General features: G+C 70.2%; 23 protein-coding genes and 2 pseudogenes. 15 read left to right on the forward strand and 10 right to left on the reverse strand.

Annotation, left to right across the window (positions count from 1 at the left end; translation table 11 throughout):
* Together ACFQ3T_RS02930 and ACFQ3T_RS02935 are read left to right on the forward strand one after the other, a co-directional pair.
* Positions 1 to 710, forward strand: a pseudogene (locus ACFQ3T_RS02930) (hypothetical protein); the annotation flags it as partial.
* Positions 711 to 935: 225 nt separating this feature from the next.
* The gene (locus ACFQ3T_RS02935; RefSeq protein ID WP_380719450.1) at positions 936 to 1,604 is read left to right on the forward strand and encodes a hypothetical protein; all 669 of its coding nucleotides are present in this window, start codon (positions 936 to 938) and stop codon (positions 1,602 to 1,604) included.
* Positions 1,605 to 1,675: 71 nt separating this feature from the next.
* Here the strand turns inward: ACFQ3T_RS02935 and ACFQ3T_RS02940 are convergent, their stop codons facing one another.
* The gene (locus tag ACFQ3T_RS02940) at positions 1,676 to 1,819 is read right to left on the reverse strand and encodes a hypothetical protein (protein WP_380719452.1); all 144 of its coding nucleotides are present in this window, start codon (positions 1,817 to 1,819) and stop codon (positions 1,676 to 1,678) included.
* A gap of 109 nt (positions 1,820 to 1,928) precedes the next feature.
* A complete protein-coding gene (locus tag ACFQ3T_RS02945; RefSeq protein ID WP_380719454.1) occupies positions 1,929 to 2,774 on the reverse strand; it encodes a DegV family protein in 846 nt (281 codons plus the stop codon).
* A 279-nt stretch (positions 2,775 to 3,053) separates the two neighbouring features.
* Here ACFQ3T_RS02945 and ACFQ3T_RS02950 point away from each other — a divergent pair, with 279 nt between their 5' ends.
* From ACFQ3T_RS02950 to ACFQ3T_RS02990, 9 genes and pseudogenes are all read left to right on the forward strand, one after another.
* On the forward strand, positions 3,054 to 3,836 hold the full coding sequence (locus ACFQ3T_RS02950; protein ID WP_380719456.1) for an electron transfer flavoprotein subunit beta/FixA family protein: 783 nt from the start codon (positions 3,054 to 3,056) through the stop codon (positions 3,834 to 3,836).
* A 14-nt stretch (positions 3,837 to 3,850) separates the two neighbouring features.
* Complete coding sequence (locus ACFQ3T_RS02955; protein WP_380719458.1) at positions 3,851 to 4,810, forward strand: electron transfer flavoprotein subunit alpha/FixB family protein; 960 nt, start codon at positions 3,851 to 3,853, stop codon at positions 4,808 to 4,810.
* 158 nt (positions 4,811 to 4,968) lie between these two features.
* Positions 4,969 to 5,739: a GNAT family N-acetyltransferase gene (locus tag ACFQ3T_RS02960; protein WP_380719460.1), complete on the forward strand. Its 771-nt coding sequence runs from the start codon at positions 4,969 to 4,971 to the stop codon at positions 5,737 to 5,739.
* Positions 5,736 to 6,599, forward strand: coding sequence for a lysophospholipid acyltransferase family protein (locus tag ACFQ3T_RS02965; protein ID WP_380719462.1), 864 nt, complete (start codon positions 5,736 to 5,738; stop codon positions 6,597 to 6,599). Before ACFQ3T_RS02960 ends, ACFQ3T_RS02965 begins: the two co-directional genes overlap by 4 nt.
* 205 nt (positions 6,600 to 6,804) lie before the next feature.
* The gene (locus ACFQ3T_RS02970; protein ID WP_380719464.1) at positions 6,805 to 7,233 is read left to right on the forward strand and encodes a peptidase inhibitor family I36 protein; all 429 of its coding nucleotides are present in this window, start codon (positions 6,805 to 6,807) and stop codon (positions 7,231 to 7,233) included.
* Positions 7,234 to 7,291: 58 nt separating this feature from the next.
* Complete coding sequence (locus tag ACFQ3T_RS02975; protein WP_380719466.1) at positions 7,292 to 8,662, forward strand: MFS transporter; 1,371 nt, start codon at positions 7,292 to 7,294, stop codon at positions 8,660 to 8,662.
* Positions 8,662 to 9,819, forward strand: a pseudogene (locus tag ACFQ3T_RS02980) (cysteine desulfurase family protein); the annotation flags it as partial. The gene ACFQ3T_RS02975 and the pseudogene ACFQ3T_RS02980, both read left to right, overlap by 1 nt.
* A gap of 221 nt (positions 9,820 to 10,040) precedes the next feature.
* Positions 10,041 to 11,126 carry a tRNA 2-thiouridine(34) synthase MnmA gene (gene mnmA / locus ACFQ3T_RS02985; RefSeq protein WP_380719469.1) on the forward strand — a complete coding sequence of 362 codons (1,086 nt, stop codon included), beginning with the start codon at positions 10,041 to 10,043 and terminating at the stop codon, positions 11,124 to 11,126.
* Positions 11,127 to 11,223: 97 nt separating this feature from the next.
* A complete protein-coding gene (locus ACFQ3T_RS02990; protein ID WP_380719471.1) occupies positions 11,224 to 11,613 on the forward strand; it encodes a hypothetical protein in 390 nt (129 codons plus the stop codon).
* 16 nt (positions 11,614 to 11,629) lie between these two features.
* On the opposite strand, the gene ACFQ3T_RS02995 is transcribed toward ACFQ3T_RS02990, so the two are convergent.
* The 3 genes from ACFQ3T_RS02995 to ACFQ3T_RS03005 form a co-directional block, all read right to left on the reverse strand.
* Positions 11,630 to 12,298, reverse strand: a complete 669-nt coding sequence (locus ACFQ3T_RS02995; protein ID WP_380719473.1) for a hypothetical protein — start codon at positions 12,296 to 12,298, stop codon at positions 11,630 to 11,632.
* Between the two features lie 101 nt (positions 12,299 to 12,399).
* On the reverse strand, positions 12,400 to 13,269 hold the full coding sequence (locus tag ACFQ3T_RS03000) for a serine/threonine dehydratase (protein ID WP_380719475.1): 870 nt from the start codon (positions 13,267 to 13,269) through the stop codon (positions 12,400 to 12,402).
* A gap of 15 nt (positions 13,270 to 13,284) precedes the next feature.
* Entirely contained in the window at positions 13,285 to 13,791 is a 507-nt protein-coding gene (locus ACFQ3T_RS03005; protein WP_380719477.1) for a DUF6584 family protein, read from the reverse strand.
* 41 nt (positions 13,792 to 13,832) lie between these two features.
* Between ACFQ3T_RS03005 and ACFQ3T_RS03010 the strand changes: the two genes are divergently transcribed.
* A complete protein-coding gene (locus ACFQ3T_RS03010; protein ID WP_380719479.1) occupies positions 13,833 to 15,005 on the forward strand; it encodes a hypothetical protein in 1,173 nt (390 codons plus the stop codon).
* A 66-nt stretch (positions 15,006 to 15,071) separates the two neighbouring features.
* Complete coding sequence (locus ACFQ3T_RS03015; protein WP_380719481.1) at positions 15,072 to 15,455, forward strand: hypothetical protein; 384 nt, start codon at positions 15,072 to 15,074, stop codon at positions 15,453 to 15,455.
* On the opposite strand, the gene paaI is transcribed toward ACFQ3T_RS03015, so the two are convergent.
* On the reverse strand, positions 15,418 to 15,831 hold the full coding sequence (gene paaI, locus ACFQ3T_RS03020; RefSeq protein ID WP_380719483.1) for a hydroxyphenylacetyl-CoA thioesterase PaaI: 414 nt from the start codon (positions 15,829 to 15,831) through the stop codon (positions 15,418 to 15,420). The two genes, ACFQ3T_RS03015 and paaI, sit on opposite strands and share 38 nt — an antisense overlap.
* Before the next feature lie 22 nt (positions 15,832 to 15,853).
* On the opposite strand from paaI, the gene ACFQ3T_RS03025 reads away from it, so the two are divergent.
* A complete protein-coding gene (locus tag ACFQ3T_RS03025) occupies positions 15,854 to 16,162 on the forward strand; it encodes a cadmium resistance transporter (RefSeq protein ID WP_380719485.1) in 309 nt (102 codons plus the stop codon).
* Positions 16,159 to 16,389 (forward strand): cadmium resistance transporter, encoded by a 231-nt coding sequence (locus ACFQ3T_RS03030; RefSeq protein ID WP_380719487.1) that lies wholly within the window; start codon positions 16,159 to 16,161, stop codon positions 16,387 to 16,389. The genes ACFQ3T_RS03025 and ACFQ3T_RS03030 overlap by 4 nt, the downstream gene beginning before the upstream one ends.
* Positions 16,390 to 17,015: 626 nt before the next feature.
* Here ACFQ3T_RS03030 and ACFQ3T_RS03035 read toward each other — a convergent pair.
* The 4 genes from ACFQ3T_RS03035 to ACFQ3T_RS03050 form a co-directional block, all read right to left on the reverse strand.
* Positions 17,016 to 17,543 (reverse strand): HEPN domain-containing protein, encoded by a 528-nt coding sequence (locus tag ACFQ3T_RS03035; RefSeq protein ID WP_380719489.1) that lies wholly within the window; start codon positions 17,541 to 17,543, stop codon positions 17,016 to 17,018.
* A gap of 3 nt (positions 17,544 to 17,546) precedes the next feature.
* Complete coding sequence (locus ACFQ3T_RS03040) at positions 17,547 to 18,716, reverse strand: DUF262 domain-containing protein (protein ID WP_380719491.1); 1,170 nt, start codon at positions 18,714 to 18,716, stop codon at positions 17,547 to 17,549.
* A gap of 155 nt (positions 18,717 to 18,871) precedes the next feature.
* Positions 18,872 to 19,672, reverse strand: a complete 801-nt coding sequence (locus ACFQ3T_RS03045) for an inositol monophosphatase family protein (RefSeq protein WP_380719493.1) — start codon at positions 19,670 to 19,672, stop codon at positions 18,872 to 18,874.
* On the reverse strand, positions 19,669 to 20,556 hold the full coding sequence (locus ACFQ3T_RS03050; RefSeq protein ID WP_380719495.1) for a DUF5919 domain-containing protein: 888 nt from the start codon (positions 20,554 to 20,556) through the stop codon (positions 19,669 to 19,671). The genes ACFQ3T_RS03045 and ACFQ3T_RS03050 overlap by 4 nt, the downstream gene beginning before the upstream one ends.
* Between the last annotated feature and the right edge of the window lie 83 nt (positions 20,557 to 20,639).

The raw sequence follows: 20,639 nt of genomic DNA on the forward strand, positions 1-20,639 counted from the left end.
TCGCGCTGCGCGCGGCGGCCGACGCGCACGCGCGCGAGCAGCGCGAGGCCGCCAACCAGCGGGCGGCCGAGCTGGACCAGCGGGAAGTCGACCTGGAACGCCGCCGGGCCGAGGTCGAGGCGCACCTCAGGGCGCGGGCCGAGGAGGTCGACGCGGAGTGCGCGGAGACCGTGGCCAGGGCGGAGGCCGAGGCGGAGCGGCTGCTGGCGGAGGCGGCGCAGCGGTGCCGCGAGCTGGAGGCGGAGTCCGACGCGAAGCGCGTCAAGGCGCAGAACTTCTTCGAGCTGACCATGAACCGGCGGCGCAACGAGGCCGACCAGCACTTCGCGCAGCAGGAGGAGCTGGCCAAGGCGCGGGCCGCGTTCCTGATCAAGCTCGCGGCGCGGGAGGCGCACCGGCGGATCGCCGAGATCCAGCAGCGGTCCGACGAGCTGCACGACCTGCGGCGGACGGTGGCGGCGGAGCTGGCCGCGGCGCGGGCGGCGCTGGAGGCGGCGGCGGACGAGGTGCCGTCGCTGATCCCGGAGCAGGTGTCGAACGACGACGGTCCGCGCGTGGACGGGCAGCGCGTGGACACCCGGCCGGTGGACGGGCAGCGCGTGGACGGCTTCCCGGTGGACGGGTTGCCGCTGGACGGGAAGCGCGTCGACGGGCAGGGCGCGCCGGCGCCCGACGGCAAAGCCGTGGACGGACGGCGGGTGGGTGCTTGACGGAGGTTCGGCCGAGACGACCTGCCCTGCCACCGGTGTGGGGGCAGGTCGTCCAGCGGAGGACGTCGCGCTGAGCGGGGCGGGCGGCCGGGACCGCGGTCGCCCGCCCGGATCGGCACTGCGATGAGCCGACGGTGCGCCGTGCGCGCGCGGCGGCGGTGGGAACAGGTGTTGGTGATCGGGCGCGGCGGGCAGGCCGCGTCCGGCGTGGGCTAGGGGTGCGGGATGTCTGGCGCGTTGGTGATCGGGTTGTGCGCCCTGTCGTTCGCCGCGGGGTGCGTGGTGACGGCGGTCATGCTCAGGCGCGAGCGAACACCGGAGCCCGAGGTGCGGCCGGAGGGCCCGCCGCCGATCCCGGACGTGGAGCTGCGGTGGCCGCCCGAGGACTACGTGACCAAGCCGATCCACCGGAACCCGGTGATGGGCATCCCGACCGCGCTGCCGCCGCCCGAGCCGTCGCGGCCGACGCTCGTCGTGGTGCCGGACCCGGAGCCGGAGGACGAGACCGAGGAACCCGTGCGGCAGGACGAAGTGCGCCGCATGCGCGTGGTGCGCGACGTGCCTGACGACCCCGACCCCGACCGGCGCGAGCACGAGCCGGAACCCACCAGGCAACTCTCGATGGCGGGCTACCTGTCGGGGCCCGTGGAAGGGCCGAGCGCGGTGCCCGGCGTGACGCCGCGCGCCGTGGAGCGGCCGAGTGCGGTGCCGGACGCGCTGCCGCGCCCCGCGGACGCGCCGGACGAGCCGGCTGGAGCAGTCACGGGGGCGCGGCCGGACAGCGGCGAAGGCGGGCCCGTGGTGATCCACGTGCCCGCCCAGACCGAATCCGCGGCCGAACCCCGGGCGTCACTCCCGGTCGACACCGCCGGCCGCCAGTCGGGCAACGCCTGACGCGGCGAAGCCCTCCGGCGCCCCGTAGCCGTCGGGGCCCCGCGATCGGGGTCCCGGTCGGCAGCGCCCGGTCAGCGCTTGCGGAGCTTGCGCAGGAGCTGCTGCGCCTTGGCCTTGTTGCGGGGGTCGCGGGCCACGTGCTTGACCTGCTCGGTGATCCGGCGGCCCTGCGGGCTCCGGGCGAACGCGCTGAGCTTGCTGAACAGAGAAGCCATGTCCACCTCCTTCCCTGCTCAGCCAACGGTCAAACGCGTTGCGGAGTTCCGCACCGCCGCGGACGGCGAAGAATCGCGCCAAACCCGCCGGCGTTGGCCCGATCGGGCGCTAGACGGGCGACACCGTCACGCCGAGCGCGCCCGGACCGACGTGCGCGCCGATCGCCGAGCTGACCTCGGTGACGAGGAACCGCCGCACGTTCGGCAGCTTCGCGCGCAGCTGGTCGAGGACGCTCCGGGCGCGCTCGGCGGCGTCGAAGTGCTCGACCGCGATGTCCACCGCCTCCCGGCCCGCCCGCTTGACCGCGATGTCGACCAGCTTGCGCACGGCCCGTTCCGCGCCGAGCACCTTGTCCAGCGGCGTGATCTGCCCGTCCGCCACGGTGAGCAGTGGTTTCATCGACAGCGCCGAGCCGAGCAGGGCGGTCGCCCGGCCGATCCGCCCGCCGCGCTGGAGGTACTCCAGCGTGTCCACGTAGATGAGCTCGCTGCTGCGGCTGACGCTGTGCCGTGCGGCGGAGACGACCCGGTTCACGTCACCTCCGGCGGCGGCCACGGTGGCGGCGGCCACCACGGCGTACCCGAGGCTCATGCCGCACGTCTGCGTGTCCACCACGTGGACCGGCACCTGCGACTGCGCGGCGGCCTGCCGGGCCGCCTCCACGGTCCGCGACAGGCCGGTCGACACGTGCAGCGACACGATCGCGTCCACCCCGGAGGCCGCCGCGTCCGCGTACGCCCAGAAGAACGCGCCGGGGTCGGGCGGGGCGGTGGCCACGTCGACGTGCCCGTCGCGCAGGGCGTCCACGAGCTTCGGCACGGGGACGCGCGCCTCGTCGTCCACCCAGTCCCCGATGCGAATCTGGATCTGCGCCACCGTCACGCCGAGCTTCTCGGTCAACTGCGGCGGCAGGCACGCGGTGGAGTCCGTGACAATCGCTACTCGCCGGAACATGCGTTCGAACCTAGCCGAGCCGGGGCGGCGTCTGTAACGCCCGCGGCGGGTTGTCCGACATTGTCCGAATGGCCTGTTCCCGCCCAGTGAGCATCATCACGCGGCCGGGGTGCTTGCAGTCGCTTGCACCCCTCCTACCGGTGGGTAACATTCGGGTGGCCGACACCACCATGCCAATGCGGCGATGACATGGCAGGGTCACGAACACCCCGGCGACCGCAGGCAACTACCGTCGCCACCCCACGTCGCCGCCCGTCCGCAGGAGGTCGAAGAGGACCTATGAACATTGTCGTCCTGGTCAAGCAGGTGCCCGACACCTGGTCCGAGCGCAGGCTCGCCGACGCCGACCACACCCTCGACCGCGACTCCGCGGACGCCGTGCTCGACGAGATCAACGAGCGCGCCGTGGAAGAGGCGCTGCTGCTCCAGGAGGCGCACGGCGGCGAGGTGACCGTCGTCTCGATGGGTCCCGACCGCGCGACCGACGCGATCCGCAAGGCGCTCTCCATGGGCGCCGACAAGGCCATCCACGTCTCCGACGCGGCGCTGCACGGCTCCGACGCGCTCACCACCGCCAAGGTGCTGGCCAAGGCCATCGGCACGGTCGAGGGCGTCGACCTCGTCATCGCGGGCAACGAGGCCACCGACGGCCGGGCGGGCGCCGTGCCGGCGATCCTGGCCGAGCTGCTGGGCCTGCCGCAGGTGACGCAGGTCCGCAAGGTGACCGTCGAGGGCTCCACGATCAAGGCCGAGCGGGAGACCGACGAGGGCGTCGCGCACCTGGAGGCGAGCCTGCCGGCCGTCGTCAGCGTGAACGAGAAGATCAACGAGCCGCGCTACCCGTCGTTCAAGGGCATCATGGCGGCCAAGAAGAAGCCGGTCACCACGCTCACCGTCGCCGACCTGGGGCTGGCCGCGGACGAGGTCGGCCTCGGCGCCGCGTGGTCGCAGGTGCTGGAGGCGGCCCCGAAGCCGCCGCGCAGCGCCGGTCAGCGTGTCGAGGACTCGGGTGACGGCGGTTCGAAGATCGCCGAGTACCTGGTCGGCCAGAAGCTCATCTGAAGGCGAGGAAAAGAATGTCTGAGGTACTCGTCCTCGTCGACCACGTCGACGGCGAGGTCAAGAAGGTCACCTATGAGCTTCTATCCGCCGCGCGCCGTCTCGGCGAGCCGGCCGCGGTGGTGGTCGGATCGCCCGGCACCGCGGGCAAGGTGAAGGAGTCGCTCGGCCGCTACGGCGCCACCAAGGTGTACGCGGTGGAGTCCGAGGACGCCGCCAACCACCTGGTCACGCCGAAGGTGGACGCGCTCGCGGCCGTCGCGGGCAGCGCCTCGCCCGCCGCCGTGCTCGTCTCGGCCACGTTGGAGGGCAAGGAGGTCGCGGGCCGGCTGGCCGTGCGCCTCGGCTCCGGCCTGCTCTACGACGCCGTCGACCTGGACGGCGACGGCGTCGCCACCCAGTCGATCTTCGGTGGCGCGTACGTCGTCAAGTCCAAGGTCAGCAACGGCGTGCCGGTCATCGCGGTGCGCCCCGGCGGCGTCGAGGCCACCGAGGCCCCGGCCGACGCGGTCGAGGTGGCCGTCGAGGCGCCCGCCGCCAACCCGGCCCTGGTGACCCGCGTGACCGGCCGTGAGGCGGTCGCCGGCGGTGACCGCCCGGAGCTGACCGAGGCGTCGGTCGTCGTGTCCGGCGGTCGTGGCGTGGGCAGCGCGGAGAGCTTCGAGGTCGTCGAGAAGCTGGCCGACAGCCTCGGCGCGGCGGTGGGCGCGTCCCGTGCCGCGGTGGACTCCGGCTACTACTCGCACCAGTTCCAGGTCGGCCAGACCGGCAAGACGGTCTCGCCGCAGCTGTACATCGCGCTGGGCATCTCCGGCGCCATCCAGCACCGGGCGGGCATGCAGACGTCCAAGACCATCGTCGCCGTCAACAAGGACCCGGAGGCGCCGATCTTCGAGATCGCCGACTTCGGCGTGGTCGGCGACCTGTTCTCGGTCGCGCCGCAGCTGACCGACGAGGTCGCCAAGCGCAAGGGCTGACCTGCGGGTTCCACCCGAGCCGGGCCACGGGGGCCGTTCCGCTTCGGCGGGGCGGCCCCCGTGCCGTCCCCGGCCTCACCGGGGCTTAACCGACCTGCCACTGAGGCGTCATCGGAACGACCTGCTCCCGGTCGCCATGCGGTCGGTAGACCAGACCCATGACGCAGCCGCAACTGCTTGTCAGCACCGGTGACGCCGCTTCCGACGCGCCGCGCTACTCCCTGTTGGTCGCGCGTGACAGCGACGAGGTCGTGGCCGCGCAGCGGCTGCGGCACCAGGTGTTCGCGACCGAGATGGGCGCCGTGCTGCACACCTCCGTGCCGGGGCACGACGTCGACTACTTCGACGACTTCTGCGACCACCTGGTCGTGCGGGACGACCGGACCGGCGACATCGTCGGCACCTACCGCATGCTCCCGCCGGAACGGGCCGCCGAGGCCGGGCGGCTGTACTCGGACGGCGAGTTCGACCTGTCCGCGCTGGACGCCCTGCGGCCGTCCCTGGTGGAGACCGGGCGGTCGTGCGTGCACCCGGACCACCGGAACGGCGCGGTGGTGTCGCTGGTGTGGGCGGGCATCGCCCGGTACATGCTGCTGTCCGGCCACTCGTGGCTGATCGGCTGCGCCTCCGTGCCGCTGCACGACGGCGGGTCGTTCGCCGCGGGCGTGTGGGACGTCGTGCGGGCCAAGCACCACGCGCCCGAGCGGTACCGCGTCACGCCGCGCGAGCCGTGGGACGTCGACTCGGTGGCGCGGCCCGACAAGACCGTGCTGCCGCCGCTGCTGAAGGGCTACCTGCGGCTCGGCGCGTGGGTCTGCGGGCGGCCCGCGCTGGACGCCGACTTCGGCGTCGCCGACCTGCCCGTGCTGCTCGGCATGGAGCGGGTCGACCAGCGGTACCTCAAGTTCTTCCTCGGGGAGACGGCATGAGCGCGGCACACCCGTGGATGCCCGTCTCGCCCTGCGGTGACGGGTGCGTCGACCACTCGACGGCCACCGTGGGCGCGGTCCGGGTCGCGTGGCGGGTGTTCGCCGCCGCGACCGTGATGCTGTGCGGGGCGCTCGTCGTCCTCGCCGTCCTGTGCGTGCGCGGGCCGGCCCGGTCGGCGCTGCTGCGGCGCTGGTTCCGGGTGCTGGTGCGGGCGTTCGGCGTGCGGCTGCGGGTGGTCGGTCCGGTGTTCCAGGACAACCCCGGCCGCGGCGTGCTCGTCGTGTCGAACCACGTGTCCTGGTTGGACGAGCTGGCCATCGACGCGGTGCAGCCCATCCGCATGGTCGCCAAGCGGGACATCCGGGACTGGCCGGTGCTCGGCCGCCTGATCACCGCCGCCCGCACCGTCTACCTCGACCGGGAGCGGCTGTCGCAGCTGCCGGGCACGGTGGCGGAGCTGGCCGCGGCGCTGCGGGACGGCGCGGCGGTCGGCATCCACGCCGAGGGCACCACCTGGTGCGGCGTCGCGTCCGGGCGCTACCGGCCGGCGCTCTTCCAGGCCGCGCTGGACGCGGGCGTGGCCGTGCGGCCGGTCGTGCTGCGGTACCTGCAGGGCGCGACGCCGTCCACCCGGCCCGCGTTCGTCGGGTCGGACACGCTGGTCGGCTCGATGCGCCGGGTGCTGCGGGCGCGCGGGCTCGTGGTGGAGGTGCACGTGCTGGACGAGGTCGCGCCCGGCCGCGCGTCGTCGCGGCGGGAGCTGGCGGCGCTCGTGCAGCGGGAGTCGGAGCGGGTGGCGTTCGGCTCGGTGGAGGTGCCCGCGCCGCGGGTGCACGTGGTGGCCGCCCCGGTGGCGTGAGGCCTCGTCACGGAGGCGTCGCCAGGGCGACGTGACGGGGGCGTCGTCGGGGGCGTTGTCACCGGGCGCGCGCCGCTGGGCCGTTCAGGGCGCGGTGCTGGTCGGATCGGGTGGTCGGGGGCCGTTCGCTACCGTGCCGTGCGCCCGTGGTGAAGGGTTCCCCGGGGCGGTGACGACGTCATCGCCCTGATTGGGGAGGATCATCATGGGGATCATCGGGAAGCGGCTCGTCGGGGCGGCATTGGCCATCGCCGGCAGCGTGGCGCTGGTCATGTCGTCGACGGGCGTCGCGACCGCGGCCACCCCGCGCAACGGGGTGTGCGAGGTGGGCGAGTTCTGCCTGTACTACGGCGCGAGCAAGGGCGGTTCGCTGTCGGACTTCAACGGCTCGATCCCGAACTACGGTGACAGCCTGCCGACCTGCTACGTGTTCACCGGCGCGGGCACCGGCCGCGGCGAGTGCGTGAAGAACAACGCCGGTTCGGCGTGGAACCGGACCACCGCGCACACGGTGACCGTCTACTACAACAGCGGCTACCTGGGCGCGTCGCAGACCTTCGGCGCCGGTCAGACGGCGAATTTCAACAGCACGATGTGGGACAACAACGCCTCGCACCGGTTCATCGCGCACTAGGGCGGGCCTGGTCATATTGCCTTGACCTCCACCGGGGTGGAGGTTGAACCATTGACCCGTGACGACGACTGCCGGGACGCCCGCCAAGAGCAGCCTGTGGACGCCCGAACGGCGGGGTCCGACGCTCGGCATCATCCTGCTCGTCACGTTGCTGGCGTTCGAGAACATGGGCGTCAGCACCGCCATGCCCCGCATGGTGGCCGAACTGGACGGCAACGACCTGTACGCGTGGCCGTTCCTGGCGTTCCTCGCCGCGAGCGTCGTGGCCACCGTGCTGTCCGGACGGGTCAGCGACCTGCGCGGGCCGCGGCCGTCGCTGCTGTTCGGGCCCGCGCTGTTCCTCGTCGGGCTGATCGTCGCCGGGCTCGCCCAGGACATGCCGGTGCTGCTGCTCGGGCGGTTCCTGCAGGGCATCGGCGGCGGTGCGCAGGTCGTCGCGCTGTACGTGCTCATCGGGCTCGTCTACCCGGAACGGGACCGACCCGCCGTGTTCGGCCTCCTCGCGTCCGCGTGGGTGGTGCCGTCGCTGGTCGGGCCGGCCCTGTCCGGGTGGCTGACCGAGGTGCTGAGCTGGCGCTGGGTGTTCCTCGGGCTGGCCCCGTTCGTGCTGCTCGGCGTGTTGCTGCTGGTGCCCGTGCTGCGGAACCTGCCGCCGCACACCCCCGACCGGAACACCCGCCGCGGGCTGCCCCTGGCCGCGCTCGGCGCCGGGTTCGGGGTGGCGGCGCTGAGCTGGGCGGCCCAGCACCCGCGCGGCCTCAACCTGGTGATCGGCCTGGCCGGCCTCGTCGTCCTCGCGCCCGCGCTGCGCGTGCTGCTGCCCGCCGGCACCCTGCGCGCCCGCCGCGGCCTGCCCGCGACGATCCTCGCCCGCGCCCTGCTCGCCGGGTCGTTCTTCGCGGCCGAGGCGTTCATCCCGCTCACCCTGACGTCCGTCCACGGCTACTCGGCCATCGCCGCCGGCATCCCGCTCACGCTCAGCGCGCTCGGCTGGTCCAGCGCCGCCTGGTGGCAGTCGCGCAAGCCGGACGTCCCGCGCGAGAAGCTGGTGCGGTGGGGGTTCACGCTCAACGCGGTGGGTATCTCCGGGGTGACGCTCATCGCACCTTCGTGGGGTCCGGCGTGGGCGACACCGGTCCTGTGGGCCGTCGCCGGGGCCGGGATGGGGTTGGCCATGTCGAGTCTGAGCGTGCTGGTGCTCGGCGCGTCCTCCGAGGTCGACCGGGGGTTCAACTCCTCGGCCCTGCAGATCAGCGACATGCTCGGCTCCGCGCTGCTGGTGGGGCTCGGCGGGGTGCTGGTGACCACCTTCGCCTCGGCCGCCGCGCCGACCGCCGCCGTGGTGCCGTTCGACCTGCTGATGGCGGGCGTCTCGGTCCTCGGTGCGGTGCTCGCCGGCCGGCTCAGCCGGGCTACCCTGGGAAACTGATGGCCTACTTCGACCACGCCGCCACGACCCCCATGCTCCCCGAGGCGATCGAGGCGATGACCCGGGCGTTGTCCACCACGGGCAACGCCTCGTCGTTGCACACCTCCGGGCGTCGGGCGCGGCGGGCGGTCGAGGAGGCCCGGGAGGACATCGCGGACGCCCTCGGCGCGCGACCCTCCGAGGTGATCTTCACCAGCGGCGGCACGGAGAGCGACAACCTCGCCGTCAAGGGCATCTACTGGTCCCGCCGCACGGCGCGGCGACGTCGGCTGGTCGTGTCGTCCGTGGAGCACCACGCCGTGCTGGACGCCGTCCAGTGGCTGGTCGAGCACGAGGGCGCCGAGGTCACGTGGCTGGAGCCGGACGGGCTCGGCCGCATCAGGCCCGAGGCGCTGCGGGACGTGCTGGACGACGACGTCGCCCTGGTCACCGCGATGTGGGCGAACAACGAGGTGGGCACGGTCAACCCGGTGCGGGAGCTGGCCGCGCTGGCCGCCGCGCGCGCGGTGCCGTTCCACACCGACGCGGTGCAGGCCGTCGGCGCGGTGCCGGTCGACTTCACGGAGTCGGGCGCCTCGGCGTTGACGCTCACCGGGCACAAGGTCGGCGGACCCTACGGTGTGGGTGTGCTGCTGCTGGGGCGTGACGTGGCGACGACGCCCGTGCTGCACGGCGGCGGTCAGGAGCGGGACGTGCGGTCCGGCACGCTGGACGTGCCGTCGATCGTGGGCCTGGCCGCGGCGGTGCGGCACGCGGTGGACCACCGGGCCGCCACGTCGGCGAAGGTGGCCGAGCTGCGGGACGAGCTGGTCGCGTCGGTGCGGCGGGTGGTGCCGGACGTCTCGGTGAACGGCGACCCGGTGCACCGGCTGCCCGGCAACGCGCACCTCACGTTCCCCGGCTGCGAGGGTGACAGCCTGCTGATGCTGTTGGACGCCAAGGGGATCGAGTGCTCCACCGGCTCCGCGTGCACGGCGGGCGTGGCGCAGCCGAGCCACGTGCTGCTGGCGATGGGCGTCGACCCGGTGCTGGCGCGGGGGTCGCTGCGGTTCTCGCTGGGGCACACGTCGACGGCGGCCGAGGTGCGCGAGCTGGCGGACGTGATCGGCCCGGTGGTGGAACGCGCGCGCACGGCGGGCATCGCGGGGTTGAAGCGGCACGGGGTAGGCCGCAACGGCGGCGCGGCGAGGGGTTCGGCGTCGGCGCGCGCGGCCGCCGGTGGTGGTGAGGCCGGTGCTTCTGGCTCGGCGTCGGCGCGCGCGGCCGGTGGCGCGGCGGTGGATGGGCGTGCGGGTGGTGCGTCGCCGGTCGGTCGGACCGGTGATCCGAGGGGTGCCGGTCGGACGGGCGACCAGGCGATAGCGGAGGTGTGACGGGCATGCGGGTGCTGGCGGCGATGAGCGGCGGGGTGGATTCCGCCGTGGCTGCGGCGCGGGCGGTGGCGGCGGGGCACGACGTGACCGGCGTGCACCTGGCGCTGTCGGCGAAGCCCGGCACGTTGCGCACCGGCGCGCGCGGCTGCTGCACGATCGAGGACGCCCGGGACGCGCGGCGCGCCGCGGACCTGCTCGGCATCCCGTTCTACGTGTGGGACTTCGCGGAGCGGTTCACCGAGGAGGTCGTGGACGACTTCGTCGCCGAGTACGCGGCCGGCCGCACGCCGAACCCGTGCCTCCGCTGCAACGAGAAGATCAAGTTCGAGGCGTTGCTGGACAAGGCGATCGCGCTCGGCTTCGACGCCGTGTGCACCGGCCACTACGCCCGACTGGCCACTGTGGACGGTCGGCTGGAGCTGCGCCGCTCGGCCGACGACGGCAAGGACCAGTCGTACGTGCTGGCCTCGCTGACCCACGAGCAGCTGGCGCACGCGATGTTCCCGCTCGGTGACTCCACCAAGGCCGACGTGCGGGTCGAGGCCGCCGAGCGCGGCCTCCAGGTCGCGGCGAAGCCCGACAGCCACGACATCTGCTTCATCCCGGACGGTGACACGCAGGCCTTCCTCACCCGCAAGCTGGGCGAGCAGCCGGGCGTGCTGGTGGACGACGAGACCGGCGCCGTCCTCGGGCGGCACCTGGGCGTGCACGAGTTCACCGTCGGCCAGCGCAAGGGCCTGGGCATCGACGCGCCCGCGCCGGACGGCCGGCCGCGGTACGTGCTGTCGCTGGAGCCCGTGAGCGGCACCGTGCGGGTCGGCGCGGCCGAGAAGCTGAAGGTGACCGAGATCGTCGCGGAGCGGCCCGTGACCCGCGTCGACTTCTCCGGACCGGTCGAGTGCGTGGCGCAGGTGCGGGCGCACGGCGGCCTCGCGCCGGCCGTGGCGGAGCTGGTCGACGGCGAGCTGTTGGTGCAGCTCCGGGAGCCGCTGAGCGGTGTCGCTCCTGGTCAGGCCGTCGCCGTGTACCGCGAGGACGCGGCAGCGGGCGACCTGGTGCTGGCCAGCGCCACGATCACGTCGACTCGCTGAGGTACGACCCGGTTTCGGGGTGGGGTGCCGTTTTGTCGGTGCGGCCTGCGACACTGCGGGTGTGCCGCATGACAACGCTCGACGCCGGAGGTCGCTGGTGGATGTCGGGACCCGGGTGAGGGTGGTGGCGAGCAAGCTCGACCACCCGTCCGCGCAACGTCTCGACGCGGAGCAGTTCGAACGGCTGCGCGCGGAAGTCCGCACGCTGCGCTGGGTGGTGCGGGAGCGCCTGCACCGGCCGGAGTGGGCGAGCCTGATCGCCGAGGTGGAGGTGCTGGTGGAGCGGGTCGAGCTGCTGGACCCGGCCCGGGAGCGGGAGATCGAGGTGCCCGCCCAGGTCTGCGGTCCGGTGGAGCGCGTCCCGGTCGAGCGGGTCGCCGGCGACCGTGCGGCGGAGCGGGTCGCGGGGGACCGGGTCCACGCCGACCGCGCCGACCGCTCCGAAGCGCGGCTCCAGCCGGTCAAGCGCGTCCCGGAGTGCCGCTGACCAGGGCCGTGAGCGGTCAGACCAGCGCGTTGTAGCCGAACGCGGCGGTGATGAGGGCGCCGTGGGCGGCGGAGGCCAGGGCCACGGTCCGGGTGCGCCGCCGCTCGGTCCACGTCGTGGAGGCGAGGGCCCGCGCGAGCGCCGGCAGCAGCAGGACGCCGTGCATGGCCACGCCGTGCGCGAGCTTCCACGAGCCGCCGCGTTCGGCGATCATCAGACCGCCGAACGCGAGCGCGGCCAGCAGGCCGACCGTGCCCGCCCGCACGGCCAGCCTCATGCTGGGCGCGAGGTGCCGTGCCCGGAAGGCGGCGACCGCCAGGGCGAGCACCGACACGATGACCGCCGCCCCGCCCACCGCGAGACCGCGGGTGACGGCCTGGTCGAACGCGGTCGCCTCGTTGAAGTGCGACGGCACGCGCCGCCACGCCTGGAGCGTCGTCAGCGCCACCTCCAGCGCCGACGTGGCGGTGGACAGCCACACCCAGCCCGCGCACAGCCGCAGCCACCCGGCGACCCACGCGTACGTGGCGAGCGTGAGGCCGAAGGACAGGCCGAACGTGACCGCCTTGCGCCACGACACCGGCCCTTCCCACGGCCCGCCGTCGACGGCGAACACGACGAGGTGGACCAGCCCGGACAGGAACAGCAGGGCGGCCACCCGGTAGGCGAAGCGGATCGAGGTCATGCCACCTGATCGTGGTCACAGGACCGGGTCACGGCGTCCGGCGGCGGGCGGCTCCACGACGTACGCCGCGCGACGTAGGCCGCGCCCCCGGCGTCACGGCGTTACGGCGTCCAGTCGGTGTTCGCGCCGCACAGCACGACGCACGGCAGGTCACCGGGCACGTCACCGGCCAGCCACGCGGCGAACGGCACGGCCGCCGCCGGCTCGACGGCCAGCCGGAACTCCTCCCACAGCCGGTCGCGGGCGGCCAGGATCGCGGTGTCCGGCACCAGCACGGACGTGACCGGCCGCGTGCTCAGGACCTCGAACGGAACTTCACCCACCCGAGTGGCGCCCAACGCGGACGCGGCGACCGAGTCGACCTCGGCGTCGACCGGCCTGCCCGCCGCCAGCGCGTGGTGCAGGGCGCAGCACCGCTCCGGCTCCACGGCCACCGTCAGCCGACCCGACGCCAGCGCCGTGCCCGCCGCGAGCCCGCCGCCGCCGACCGCGACGGCGATCACGTCCACGTCCGGCACGTCCGCGACCACCTCGGCCGCGACGGTGCCCTGACCTGCGACGACAGTCGGGTCGTTGTAGGCCTCGACGTAGAAGCCGGGCGTCTCGCGGGCCGCCAGGACGGCCTCGGCGTACGTGTCGCCGTGCCGGATGAGCTTCGCGCCCGCCGCCTCGATCCGCCGCACCTTGCCCTCCGGCGCGCTCACCGGGACGAACACGGTGGCGTGCAGCCCGAGGAGCTGGGCGGCCTTCGCCACGCCGAGCCCGTGGTTCCCACCGGACGCCGTGACCACTCGATCCGGTGAACCGGCGGCGAGGAGGGTGTTCAGCGCGCCGCGCAGCTTGAACGAGCCGGTGAGCTGGAGGTGCTCGAGCTTGAACACGATCGGCCTGCCGTCGACCTCGGTCCGCCACGACGGGGTGCGGCGGGCGTGCGGGCGGATGCGGTCAGCGGCGGCGGCGACGTCGTTCATCCCACCAGCATGCGCTCATCCGGCGAGCCACCTGTAGCCCCACATGACGATCGTCACCGCGCCGACCACGAAGCACAGCAGCACCACCACGAGGCCGAGCAGCACGAGCGCGTTGGCGCCCCACGACGAGTCGCGGTCGTCGGCCACCGCCAGTTCCGCGCTCAGCTGGGCGTTCGCCGCGTTCCGCAACGCCACCAGCCGTTCCCGCGCGGTCTCCGTGGCCGCGCCGGCCTCGCCGCTCACCCAGTTCATCGCCGCGAGGCGGGCCAGCGGGGTGCGGTAGGCGCGCTCGAAGGCGGCGACCTCCGCGTCGTCGCGGACCTCCGACAGGTAGCTCCAGCGGCCGGCCTGCGCCGCGTCGCCGAGCACGCGGTACACCTCGGCCAGCCGCTCGCGCAGGTCCAGCCGGTCCGGGTAGCTCGCGACCAGCCCGACCAGGCGTTGCCGTGCGCGCAGCACACTGGCGAGATCGCCGCGTCCGACCTCTTCGGCGGCCCTGCGGAGCGTCAGCTCGACCGGCATGAACCACATCGTCCCAGCCACCGCAACCGTAGGATCGGCGGGTGATCGCGGTGTCGGTGGTGACGTTCGGCCTCGCCTGGTGGCTGGGCCTCTACCTGCTGGTGCGAGATCCCCGGAAACCACTCCTCCGGCGTGCCTCGATCGGGTTGCTCAACTACGCGCTGGTGATCGCGCTGCCCGTGCCGCCGATGCTGCTGGCGGTGTCCGCGGTGGCGTGGACGGGCGTGATCGTGTGCTGGCTGCCGGTGCGCTACGAGCGGTGGTGGCGGTGGAGCGCGGCGCCGCTGCTGGCGGCGGCCTACTTCGCGCCGCCCGTGGTGCTGGTCCCGTTGGCGGCGGCGCTGGTGCTGTCCGTGCGACTGCGGCGGGCGCTGCTGGCCGCGGCGACGATCCTGTTCGGCCTGAGCTGCGCGGTGGTGGCGCTGGACGTGCTGCCCAAGGCGGTGGTGCTCGCGTCGGCCGGGTTCGACCTGCTCGTGTTCGGCGTCATCGTGGCCGTGGCGGACGCGTTCGACGAGGGCGAGGCGATCCGCGCCGACATGACCCGGTCCCTGCTCACGTCGGCGGCGCTGGCGGCGGTGTTCGGCGGGCAGGTGGCGTTGTTCCTGGACGCCCGCCTCGTCCCCCTGCTGTACGGCACGGTGGCCGCCGCGATCGCGGTGCAGGTGCTGGCCAACCCGCTCGCGCTGCTCGTGGACCGGGTCGCGGTGCCCGACGTGGCCGAGTCGCGGGCCGAACTCCGTGACGCCGCCGACGCGCTGCCCCGCCGCGCGCCGCTCGACCCGGCCGAGTTCGTGAAGCTGACCCGGCGCGCGTTGAGCCATTACGGCGACCTCGGCAAGTTGGTCGCGAGCCCGTTGACGGAATTGCCGGTGATCGACGCCCGGCTCGCCGCGAGAGGCGCGTCGGACCAACCGCTGGAACGCGCGGCCGAGCTGAAGTCGTTGTTGTTGGAGAGCATTCTCCGGCTGAAGCCGCGTGACGGCGAATTCGGCACCAGCGACGAATGGCGGCACTACAACGCGCTGTACTTCTACTACGTCGTCGGCATCCGCCCGTACAGCAGGCGGACCAAGCGCGAAGACCTCGACCCGGAGGCCCGCCGGGCGCTGGCGTGGTTCGTCAATCAGGTGCCGGAGCGGACCTTGCACAACTGGCAGAACGCGGGCGCCCGACTGGTGGCCGAGGACTTGTCCTCGCAGGTCGTGCGCTAGGAACTGGCAGCGGTTGGCAGCGTTTGGCGTACCGCCGGCAGTGCGCGCCGCCCTAGCTTTCGAGCCATGACGACGACAACGCAGGTTCGCAACGACGGCCTCCTCCGGTTCGCCCTGAAGCTCGACGGTGTCGGCTCGGCCGGGCTCGGGGTGGTGGCCCTGGTGATGAACGACCTCCCGACCGGACTGCCGAACGGTCTGGTGGTCGGGCTGAGCGTATTCCTCCTCGCCTACGGCGCCGGGGTGTTCCTGCTCGGCATGAAGCCCATTCGTCCCTTGGTCGCCGTGGTGGTGGTCGGAAATGTGCTGTGGGTGGTGGACAGCTTCCTCACCGCGTTCGCCGGGTGGTTCCCGGTGACCGGTCTGGGCGTTTTCCTGATCGTCGCCCAAGCCGTCGGCGTGATGGGGTTCATCACCCTCCAGGTGCTGGGTCTGCGCCGTTCGGCCTGAGGGTCCGGCTCCGGCCGCGGAACTCGGCCACCACCTCGTCGCCCCGGCGCACGGTGATGTCGTAGATCCCGCTCCGACCGAACCGCACCCGCTCCACCGCGTCCGCCACCAACTCGTCCCCCGCGTGCACGGGGGCGATGAAGTCGATCTCCGCCTGCGCCGCCACGGTCACCGAGCCGTGGCGGTTGCACGCGCAGGCGAACGCCGTGTCGGCGAGCAGGAACACGTACCCGCCGTGCCCGATGCCGTGACCGTTGACCATCCGCTCGGTGACCGTCATGGCCAGCCGGGCCGTGCCGTCGCCCAACTCCAGCGCCCGGATGCCGAGCGCGGCCGACGCGGCGTCGTTGGCGAGCATGTCCGCGGGTCCGTTCATCCCTGCACCTTAAGGTTCGCTGGTGCTGGACATCATCCGTGCCGTCGGGTTGTTCGCGGTGACGAACGTGGACGACATCGTGCTGCTGGCCGTGTTCTTCGCGCGCGGCGTGCCGCCGTGGAAGGTCGTCCTCGGCCAGTACCTGGGCTTCACGGCGATCCTGGTGGTGGCCGTCACCGCCGCCCTGGGCGCCACCCTCCTCCCCACGACCGTCCTCCCGTGGCTGGGCCTCCTGCCGCTGGCGCTGGGCGTGAAGGCGGCGTGGCAGGCGTGGCGCGGGGTGACGACAACGACCCGGCGGCGTCCGGCGCGCTGGGCGTGGCGGCGGTGACGTTCGCCAACGGCGGCGACAACATCGGCGTCTACGTCCCGGTCTTCGCGACCACCGGCATCACCGGCTACGTCATCGTCTTCCTGGTCCTGGTGGCCGTCTGGTGCGCGGCCGGCCACTTCTTCGCCACCCGTCCCGCCATAGCCCCCACCCTGACCCGCTGGGGCCACGTGCTGCTGCCGGTGGTGCTGATCGGGATCGGTGTGGCGATCCTGGCGGGGGCCTGACCCTCCCCCGCCACGACCGTCCGATCAGGCCGTGAAGCCTTTGAAGATGTTCGTGTTCTCCCACCTGTCCTGACCGGACCTGCGGCTGAGCGCTCCGGATCACCTCTGACCTGCCTGGACGCGTCTGGTTGCGTTCCATCCCGTTTCGACCTTCCTCAACGTCCCACGGCCCACAGACGGCCTGAAAGTTGATCAGCGATCGACGGGCGTCACCTCGACTGAGCCTCACCACGGCCAGCCGAGGTGACGCCCGTTCGCGCTTCCGTGGTCCTAAGCCCTCGTCGCCGGTTGCCCTTCTCGATGGCAAGACGGCGTAGCCGTCGCGGCAGCCGATCGCCGTGCCCAGCTCGACCAAGCCGCTTGACCGCGCGATCGTCCCGATCGATGCCGCTGGCAGCTCGTTGTCCTAGCGGGGCCTCGTGGCGCGCCGCCACCCGACCACGTGCACCGACTCCGCGCACGGCCGACGGGCGGAGCGAAGCGGGAGCCCGGCGTGCCGTGATGCGGGGAGTCGGTGCGAACGTGCGTCGGCCCGCACTGCGCGCCGCCGCAGGCGGCGCGCCTTGATCCCATAGAGCCAAGTTCGGCAGCACGGCGAATCGGTTGGACCGTACGGCGCGCTTGGATCAGGAGTCTTGAAGGAGGAGCGGCATTCTCTCGATAAAATAAAGTGCTCGCTCATACATGGCAAACACTTCACTTGCTGTCATGTTGAGCGTGTAAGTTGCATAGTTCGAGTGGACTAACTCGTTTCTCTTGGCACCGATTTCGCAGAAGTCGGTCACCGCTGGTTTCAAGAGCGGATCCGCGACGTATTCGGCCGCTATCCTCTCCTTGAACTTTTGTCCGAATAAGCCAAAAAACGGATTTGCCGACCGGCCTTTCCAGTCGAAATAGGTGTGGAACTGGCGATTAATCGCCTTATTTTTGACGAAGCTTACGGCGAACTCGTGCGACGTGGTCGTTTGGTCAAAGAACTTTACTATCAAGCCTTGGACGCGCGACTCAAGATCGCTAGCTGCGGATAGTAGGATCACTTTCGGCAAGGTAGACTCAACTGTGGTCAGCAAAGAAAGTTCGTTGCGCTGCCCAAGAAATGTCATCAACTCCGAATGTTCGTCGATTGTCTTCTTGATAACGTCGTAGCCGGACAATCGTCACCCCCGAAGTTCTATGATTCCTTCTACCTGTCGAATGCGCCCAATCACGTTCGCGGTATCAGTTGTCTTCTGCTGGCTGTAGTCGTGGAAACGCTTATCTTCTTTAACGCTGCTCACCAGAGTTGAGTCAAGGGTGACATGCTGTCCCTGCTCGCGAGTTCGGCATGCAGCGGCAAAGAGTGCCTCAAAAAGCGTTACGCCGAATCGCGAATGACGGGTTTGAAGTTCCTCGGGTCGAATGGAACGCGAAGACTCAACGAACCATAGAACTGTATCTTCGATCTCGCGTAGTTCAGATTCGCCGAAGCCTTGAGCATGTTGCGAGAACTCGTTGAGAAACCTTACCATCGACCCGCGGTACTGCTCCTGGTTTCGCCAGAGGGCTACTCCTCGCAGCAGAACCTCAACATCGCGCATGTGCAGGTCGGGTTCAGGCTCACCGATCAGAGTTCGCCAGTCATCGTTGAGGTTCAAGCGGAAAAGCAGCTCGTAGAACTTCGAGTGGTACAGACTCAGCCGGATCTCTTGAGGCGTAAGCAGTACACCTCCGGCATTGAGGCGATGGAAGATTTCATAGATAGACGAGTCATCGTGCTGCGGCTTGACCTGCTTGATGATGACGTTACGAATAGTGCGCAGATCGAATTGTGTGCGGTAATCTTCGAGTGTTTCATATTCCAAACCCGTGAACTTGTTTTGCCCTCCACTTTTGAGTGTGGGCAATCTGAGAATGAACGGATCGAAATACTCGGAATCTTGCAAAATGTTTTCTGGGACCATCCCGTACTCGTTGAAGACGCGCCTAATGCGTGCGCGACGGTCTTTGCGCGGGAAACGCCCCTTCACAAAGTAGTAGATAGTCATCAACCTCTGTTGACCGTCCACTACCAAAAACTCGTTTTTGGTCTGCTCGTAAAGAAAAATCTGCGGCACCGGTATGCCGATGATTAGAGACTCGATCAACTTCGAGGCACGCTTGATGTCCCACACGTAGTGACGTTGGAACCCTGGAATCTTCACAACGCCAGAATCAATGAAATTGACGAGCGTTGTGATATTGAAGTCATTCGGGGAAGATGTCAGGTCGTACTCGTCTACTTGACCGTCGGGAAAAGATTCCTCTTCACCGAAGTCGGCTTCAAACTCTCCAAGGTCCAACACTCGCATCCCTTCGGTCTTTCTGATCTGCCGGTATCTGTAGATGTCGTTCGATGGGGCGCGGACGTTTCACCGAGCGCTAGAGTTGCTGGTAAGGGCCGGTTCGTGCACCGTGAACGCAGGGCGGGCAGCTTCAGTCGCTGGGACTGATTTGGACGTATTGCCTAAATATTCCGTTCTCGCACGAGAGGTAGTAGCTTTCGCAGTAGCTCCTCCGACCCTGCGAGCGTCTCAAGTGAATCAAAAGTATGCTGACGGCCAGCGGCATCGACCACAGTCGCGCCTGCTTCGCGGGCAATGAGAACGCCTCCAGCTATGTCGAGTACGTTATTGGAAAGGATAAGCGTCGCATCTATGCGACCCTCTGCCACCCATGCCAGGTCGTGTGCTGCTGAGCCGAACATCCGTACACGTTCCACTCGCTCGGCGAGTGCAGCCGTGAGTCTGATACGTTGCTCATTTTTCTGGGCAGCGCCTTCGCCGGTGGCGTAGTCTCCAATCGATACAATCGCTCTAGCCACATCGGTAGTTCCTGAGGCACGCATGCGGACGCCGTTCGCGTAGGCTCCACCGCCCTTAGTGGCCCAGTAGTTCAAATCGAGGAAGGGGAGGGAGATAGCGGCGACCAGTGCTTCGTCGCTTTCAATTAGAGCCAACTGGACCGCACAAAGAGGTATGCCGTGAGAAAAATTGGAGGTTCCGTCAATCGGGTCAAGTGCCCAATAGTGACCATCTGAGGCGGCGGTGCCGCTAGTGCCTTCTTCTTCTCCGACGAACCCGATCTCCGGAGTTGCTCGGGCCAAGTAATCGCGAATGCCTCGTTCGATGCGGATGTCGACATCGGTGAAAACGTCGCGATCACTTTTTTCAGTGATCGCTTGCGGACGAGTGTTCCTTACTTGTTTACCGCCAAGCTGTACGGCTTTCTGTGCGATCTCCGCCAACTGGTTAAGCGGCCGCTTCACCCGGTCTCCTTTGCGCGGTCCCACATAGAGTCGAACACCTGCGAGAAGGTGCTGAACAAGCCAGGCACGGTGTCGTCCTTCTCGATCACGAGGGTAGGGGACTCGACGCCTCGGGCGTCGGGCAAGTAGGGCTGGACCACGCACTTGGTCTGGTTGGTGATGAGGATGTTGTAGCGGAGTGGTTCGTCGTAGACGCGGATGTCGAGCTGCCCGCCTGCGTCCGGTGAGACCTTGGCTCCGATGCGGCGTAGGGCTTCGATGTTGAGGCGGGTGAGCATGGAGAGGTGACCTTCGGGTAGGCCCTCTTCGTGTTCGCGGGCGGTGATGTTGTGGCCGTTGGGGTCGAGAAAGAGGGCTTTGATGGTGGTGCCGGTCTCGATGGAGTCGAGTAGGGCTTTGTCTGAATACTGCTGGCACAGGACGTTGAGGGACAGGCCCGCGATGTCGATGGTCCTCGCGCCTTCGAAGAGGTCGCGTGGGGTGACGTTGTGCAGGAACTCGGTTCGGCTGGGGTAGACGGCGGTGACGTCGGCCAGGCGGGCCTGTTGGGGCAACTGGACCGGACGCGGTACGGGGTGGGTGGAAGCCGCGGTTCGTTGTGGCGGCGTGATGAGGCTGTCGGTGTCGCCCTCGTGTGGGGACAGGAGCTGCTCGGCGGTCCAGCCGGGGAACATCTTTTCGAGGATGCGGCAGTGGTCGGCGTAGGGCAGGCCGAGTAGGTCGCCGGACAGCCAGCGGTAGAACTGGGCCTTGCTGGGGTAGCGGCCGATCAGGTCGGTGTCGAGTTGCTTGGCGACGCGGTCGTACTCCTTGCAGAAGGTGCGGTAGCCCTGCATGTGGCGTTGCCTGAGCAGGACTCTCAAGAGAGTGGACTCTGTGGCCATGTGGTCTCCCCCCACGTGGTTCCTTCGGCAGAGGCTAGCACTCAGACGAGACCAAGACGAGACTCGCTGAGATCGACACGCGG

The organism is Saccharothrix hoggarensis (assembly GCF_042678885.1).
GTDB lineage: Bacteria > Actinomycetota > Actinomycetes > Mycobacteriales > Pseudonocardiaceae > Actinosynnema > Actinosynnema hoggarensis.

What these genes read in the sequence shown, in the direction of transcription:
- ACFQ3T_RS02945 (WP_380719454.1), bottom strand. Translation starts at nt 2,774, where the DNA reads ATGTTCCGGCGAGTAGCGATTGTCACGGACTCCACCGCGTGCCTGCCG.
- ACFQ3T_RS03050 (WP_380719495.1), bottom strand. Translation starts at nt 20,556, where the DNA reads ATGGCCACAGAGTCCACTCTCTTGAGAGTCCTGCTCAGGCAACGCCAC.
- ACFQ3T_RS02935 (WP_380719450.1), top strand. Translation starts at nt 936, where the DNA reads ATGTCTGGCGCGTTGGTGATCGGGTTGTGCGCCCTGTCGTTCGCCGCG.
- paaI (WP_380719483.1), bottom strand. Translation starts at nt 15,831, where the DNA reads ATGAACGGACCCGCGGACATGCTCGCCAACGACGCCGCGTCGGCCGCG.
- mnmA (WP_380719469.1), top strand. Translation starts at nt 10,041, where the DNA reads ATGCGGGTGCTGGCGGCGATGAGCGGCGGGGTGGATTCCGCCGTGGCT.
- ACFQ3T_RS03040 (WP_380719491.1), bottom strand. Translation starts at nt 18,716, where the DNA reads ATGCGAGTGTTGGACCTTGGAGAGTTTGAAGCCGACTTCGGTGAAGAG.
- ACFQ3T_RS02940 (WP_380719452.1), bottom strand. Translation starts at nt 1,819, where the DNA reads ATGGCTTCTCTGTTCAGCAAGCTCAGCGCGTTCGCCCGGAGCCCGCAG.
- ACFQ3T_RS02960 (WP_380719460.1), top strand. Translation starts at nt 4,969, where the DNA reads ATGACGCAGCCGCAACTGCTTGTCAGCACCGGTGACGCCGCTTCCGAC.
- ACFQ3T_RS02955 (WP_380719458.1), top strand. Translation starts at nt 3,851, where the DNA reads ATGTCTGAGGTACTCGTCCTCGTCGACCACGTCGACGGCGAGGTCAAG.
- ACFQ3T_RS02995 (WP_380719473.1), bottom strand. Translation starts at nt 12,298, where the DNA reads ATGACCTCGATCCGCTTCGCCTACCGGGTGGCCGCCCTGCTGTTCCTG.
- ACFQ3T_RS03015 (WP_380719481.1), top strand. Translation starts at nt 15,072, where the DNA reads ATGACGACGACAACGCAGGTTCGCAACGACGGCCTCCTCCGGTTCGCC.
- ACFQ3T_RS02970 (WP_380719464.1), top strand. Translation starts at nt 6,805, where the DNA reads ATGGGGATCATCGGGAAGCGGCTCGTCGGGGCGGCATTGGCCATCGCC.
- ACFQ3T_RS02950 (WP_380719456.1), top strand. Translation starts at nt 3,054, where the DNA reads ATGAACATTGTCGTCCTGGTCAAGCAGGTGCCCGACACCTGGTCCGAG.
- ACFQ3T_RS03000 (WP_380719475.1), bottom strand. Translation starts at nt 13,269, where the DNA reads ATGAACGACGTCGCCGCCGCCGCTGACCGCATCCGCCCGCACGCCCGC.
- ACFQ3T_RS02965 (WP_380719462.1), top strand. Translation starts at nt 5,736, where the DNA reads ATGAGCGCGGCACACCCGTGGATGCCCGTCTCGCCCTGCGGTGACGGG.
- ACFQ3T_RS03005 (WP_380719477.1), bottom strand. Translation starts at nt 13,791, where the DNA reads ATGCCGGTCGAGCTGACGCTCCGCAGGGCCGCCGAAGAGGTCGGACGC.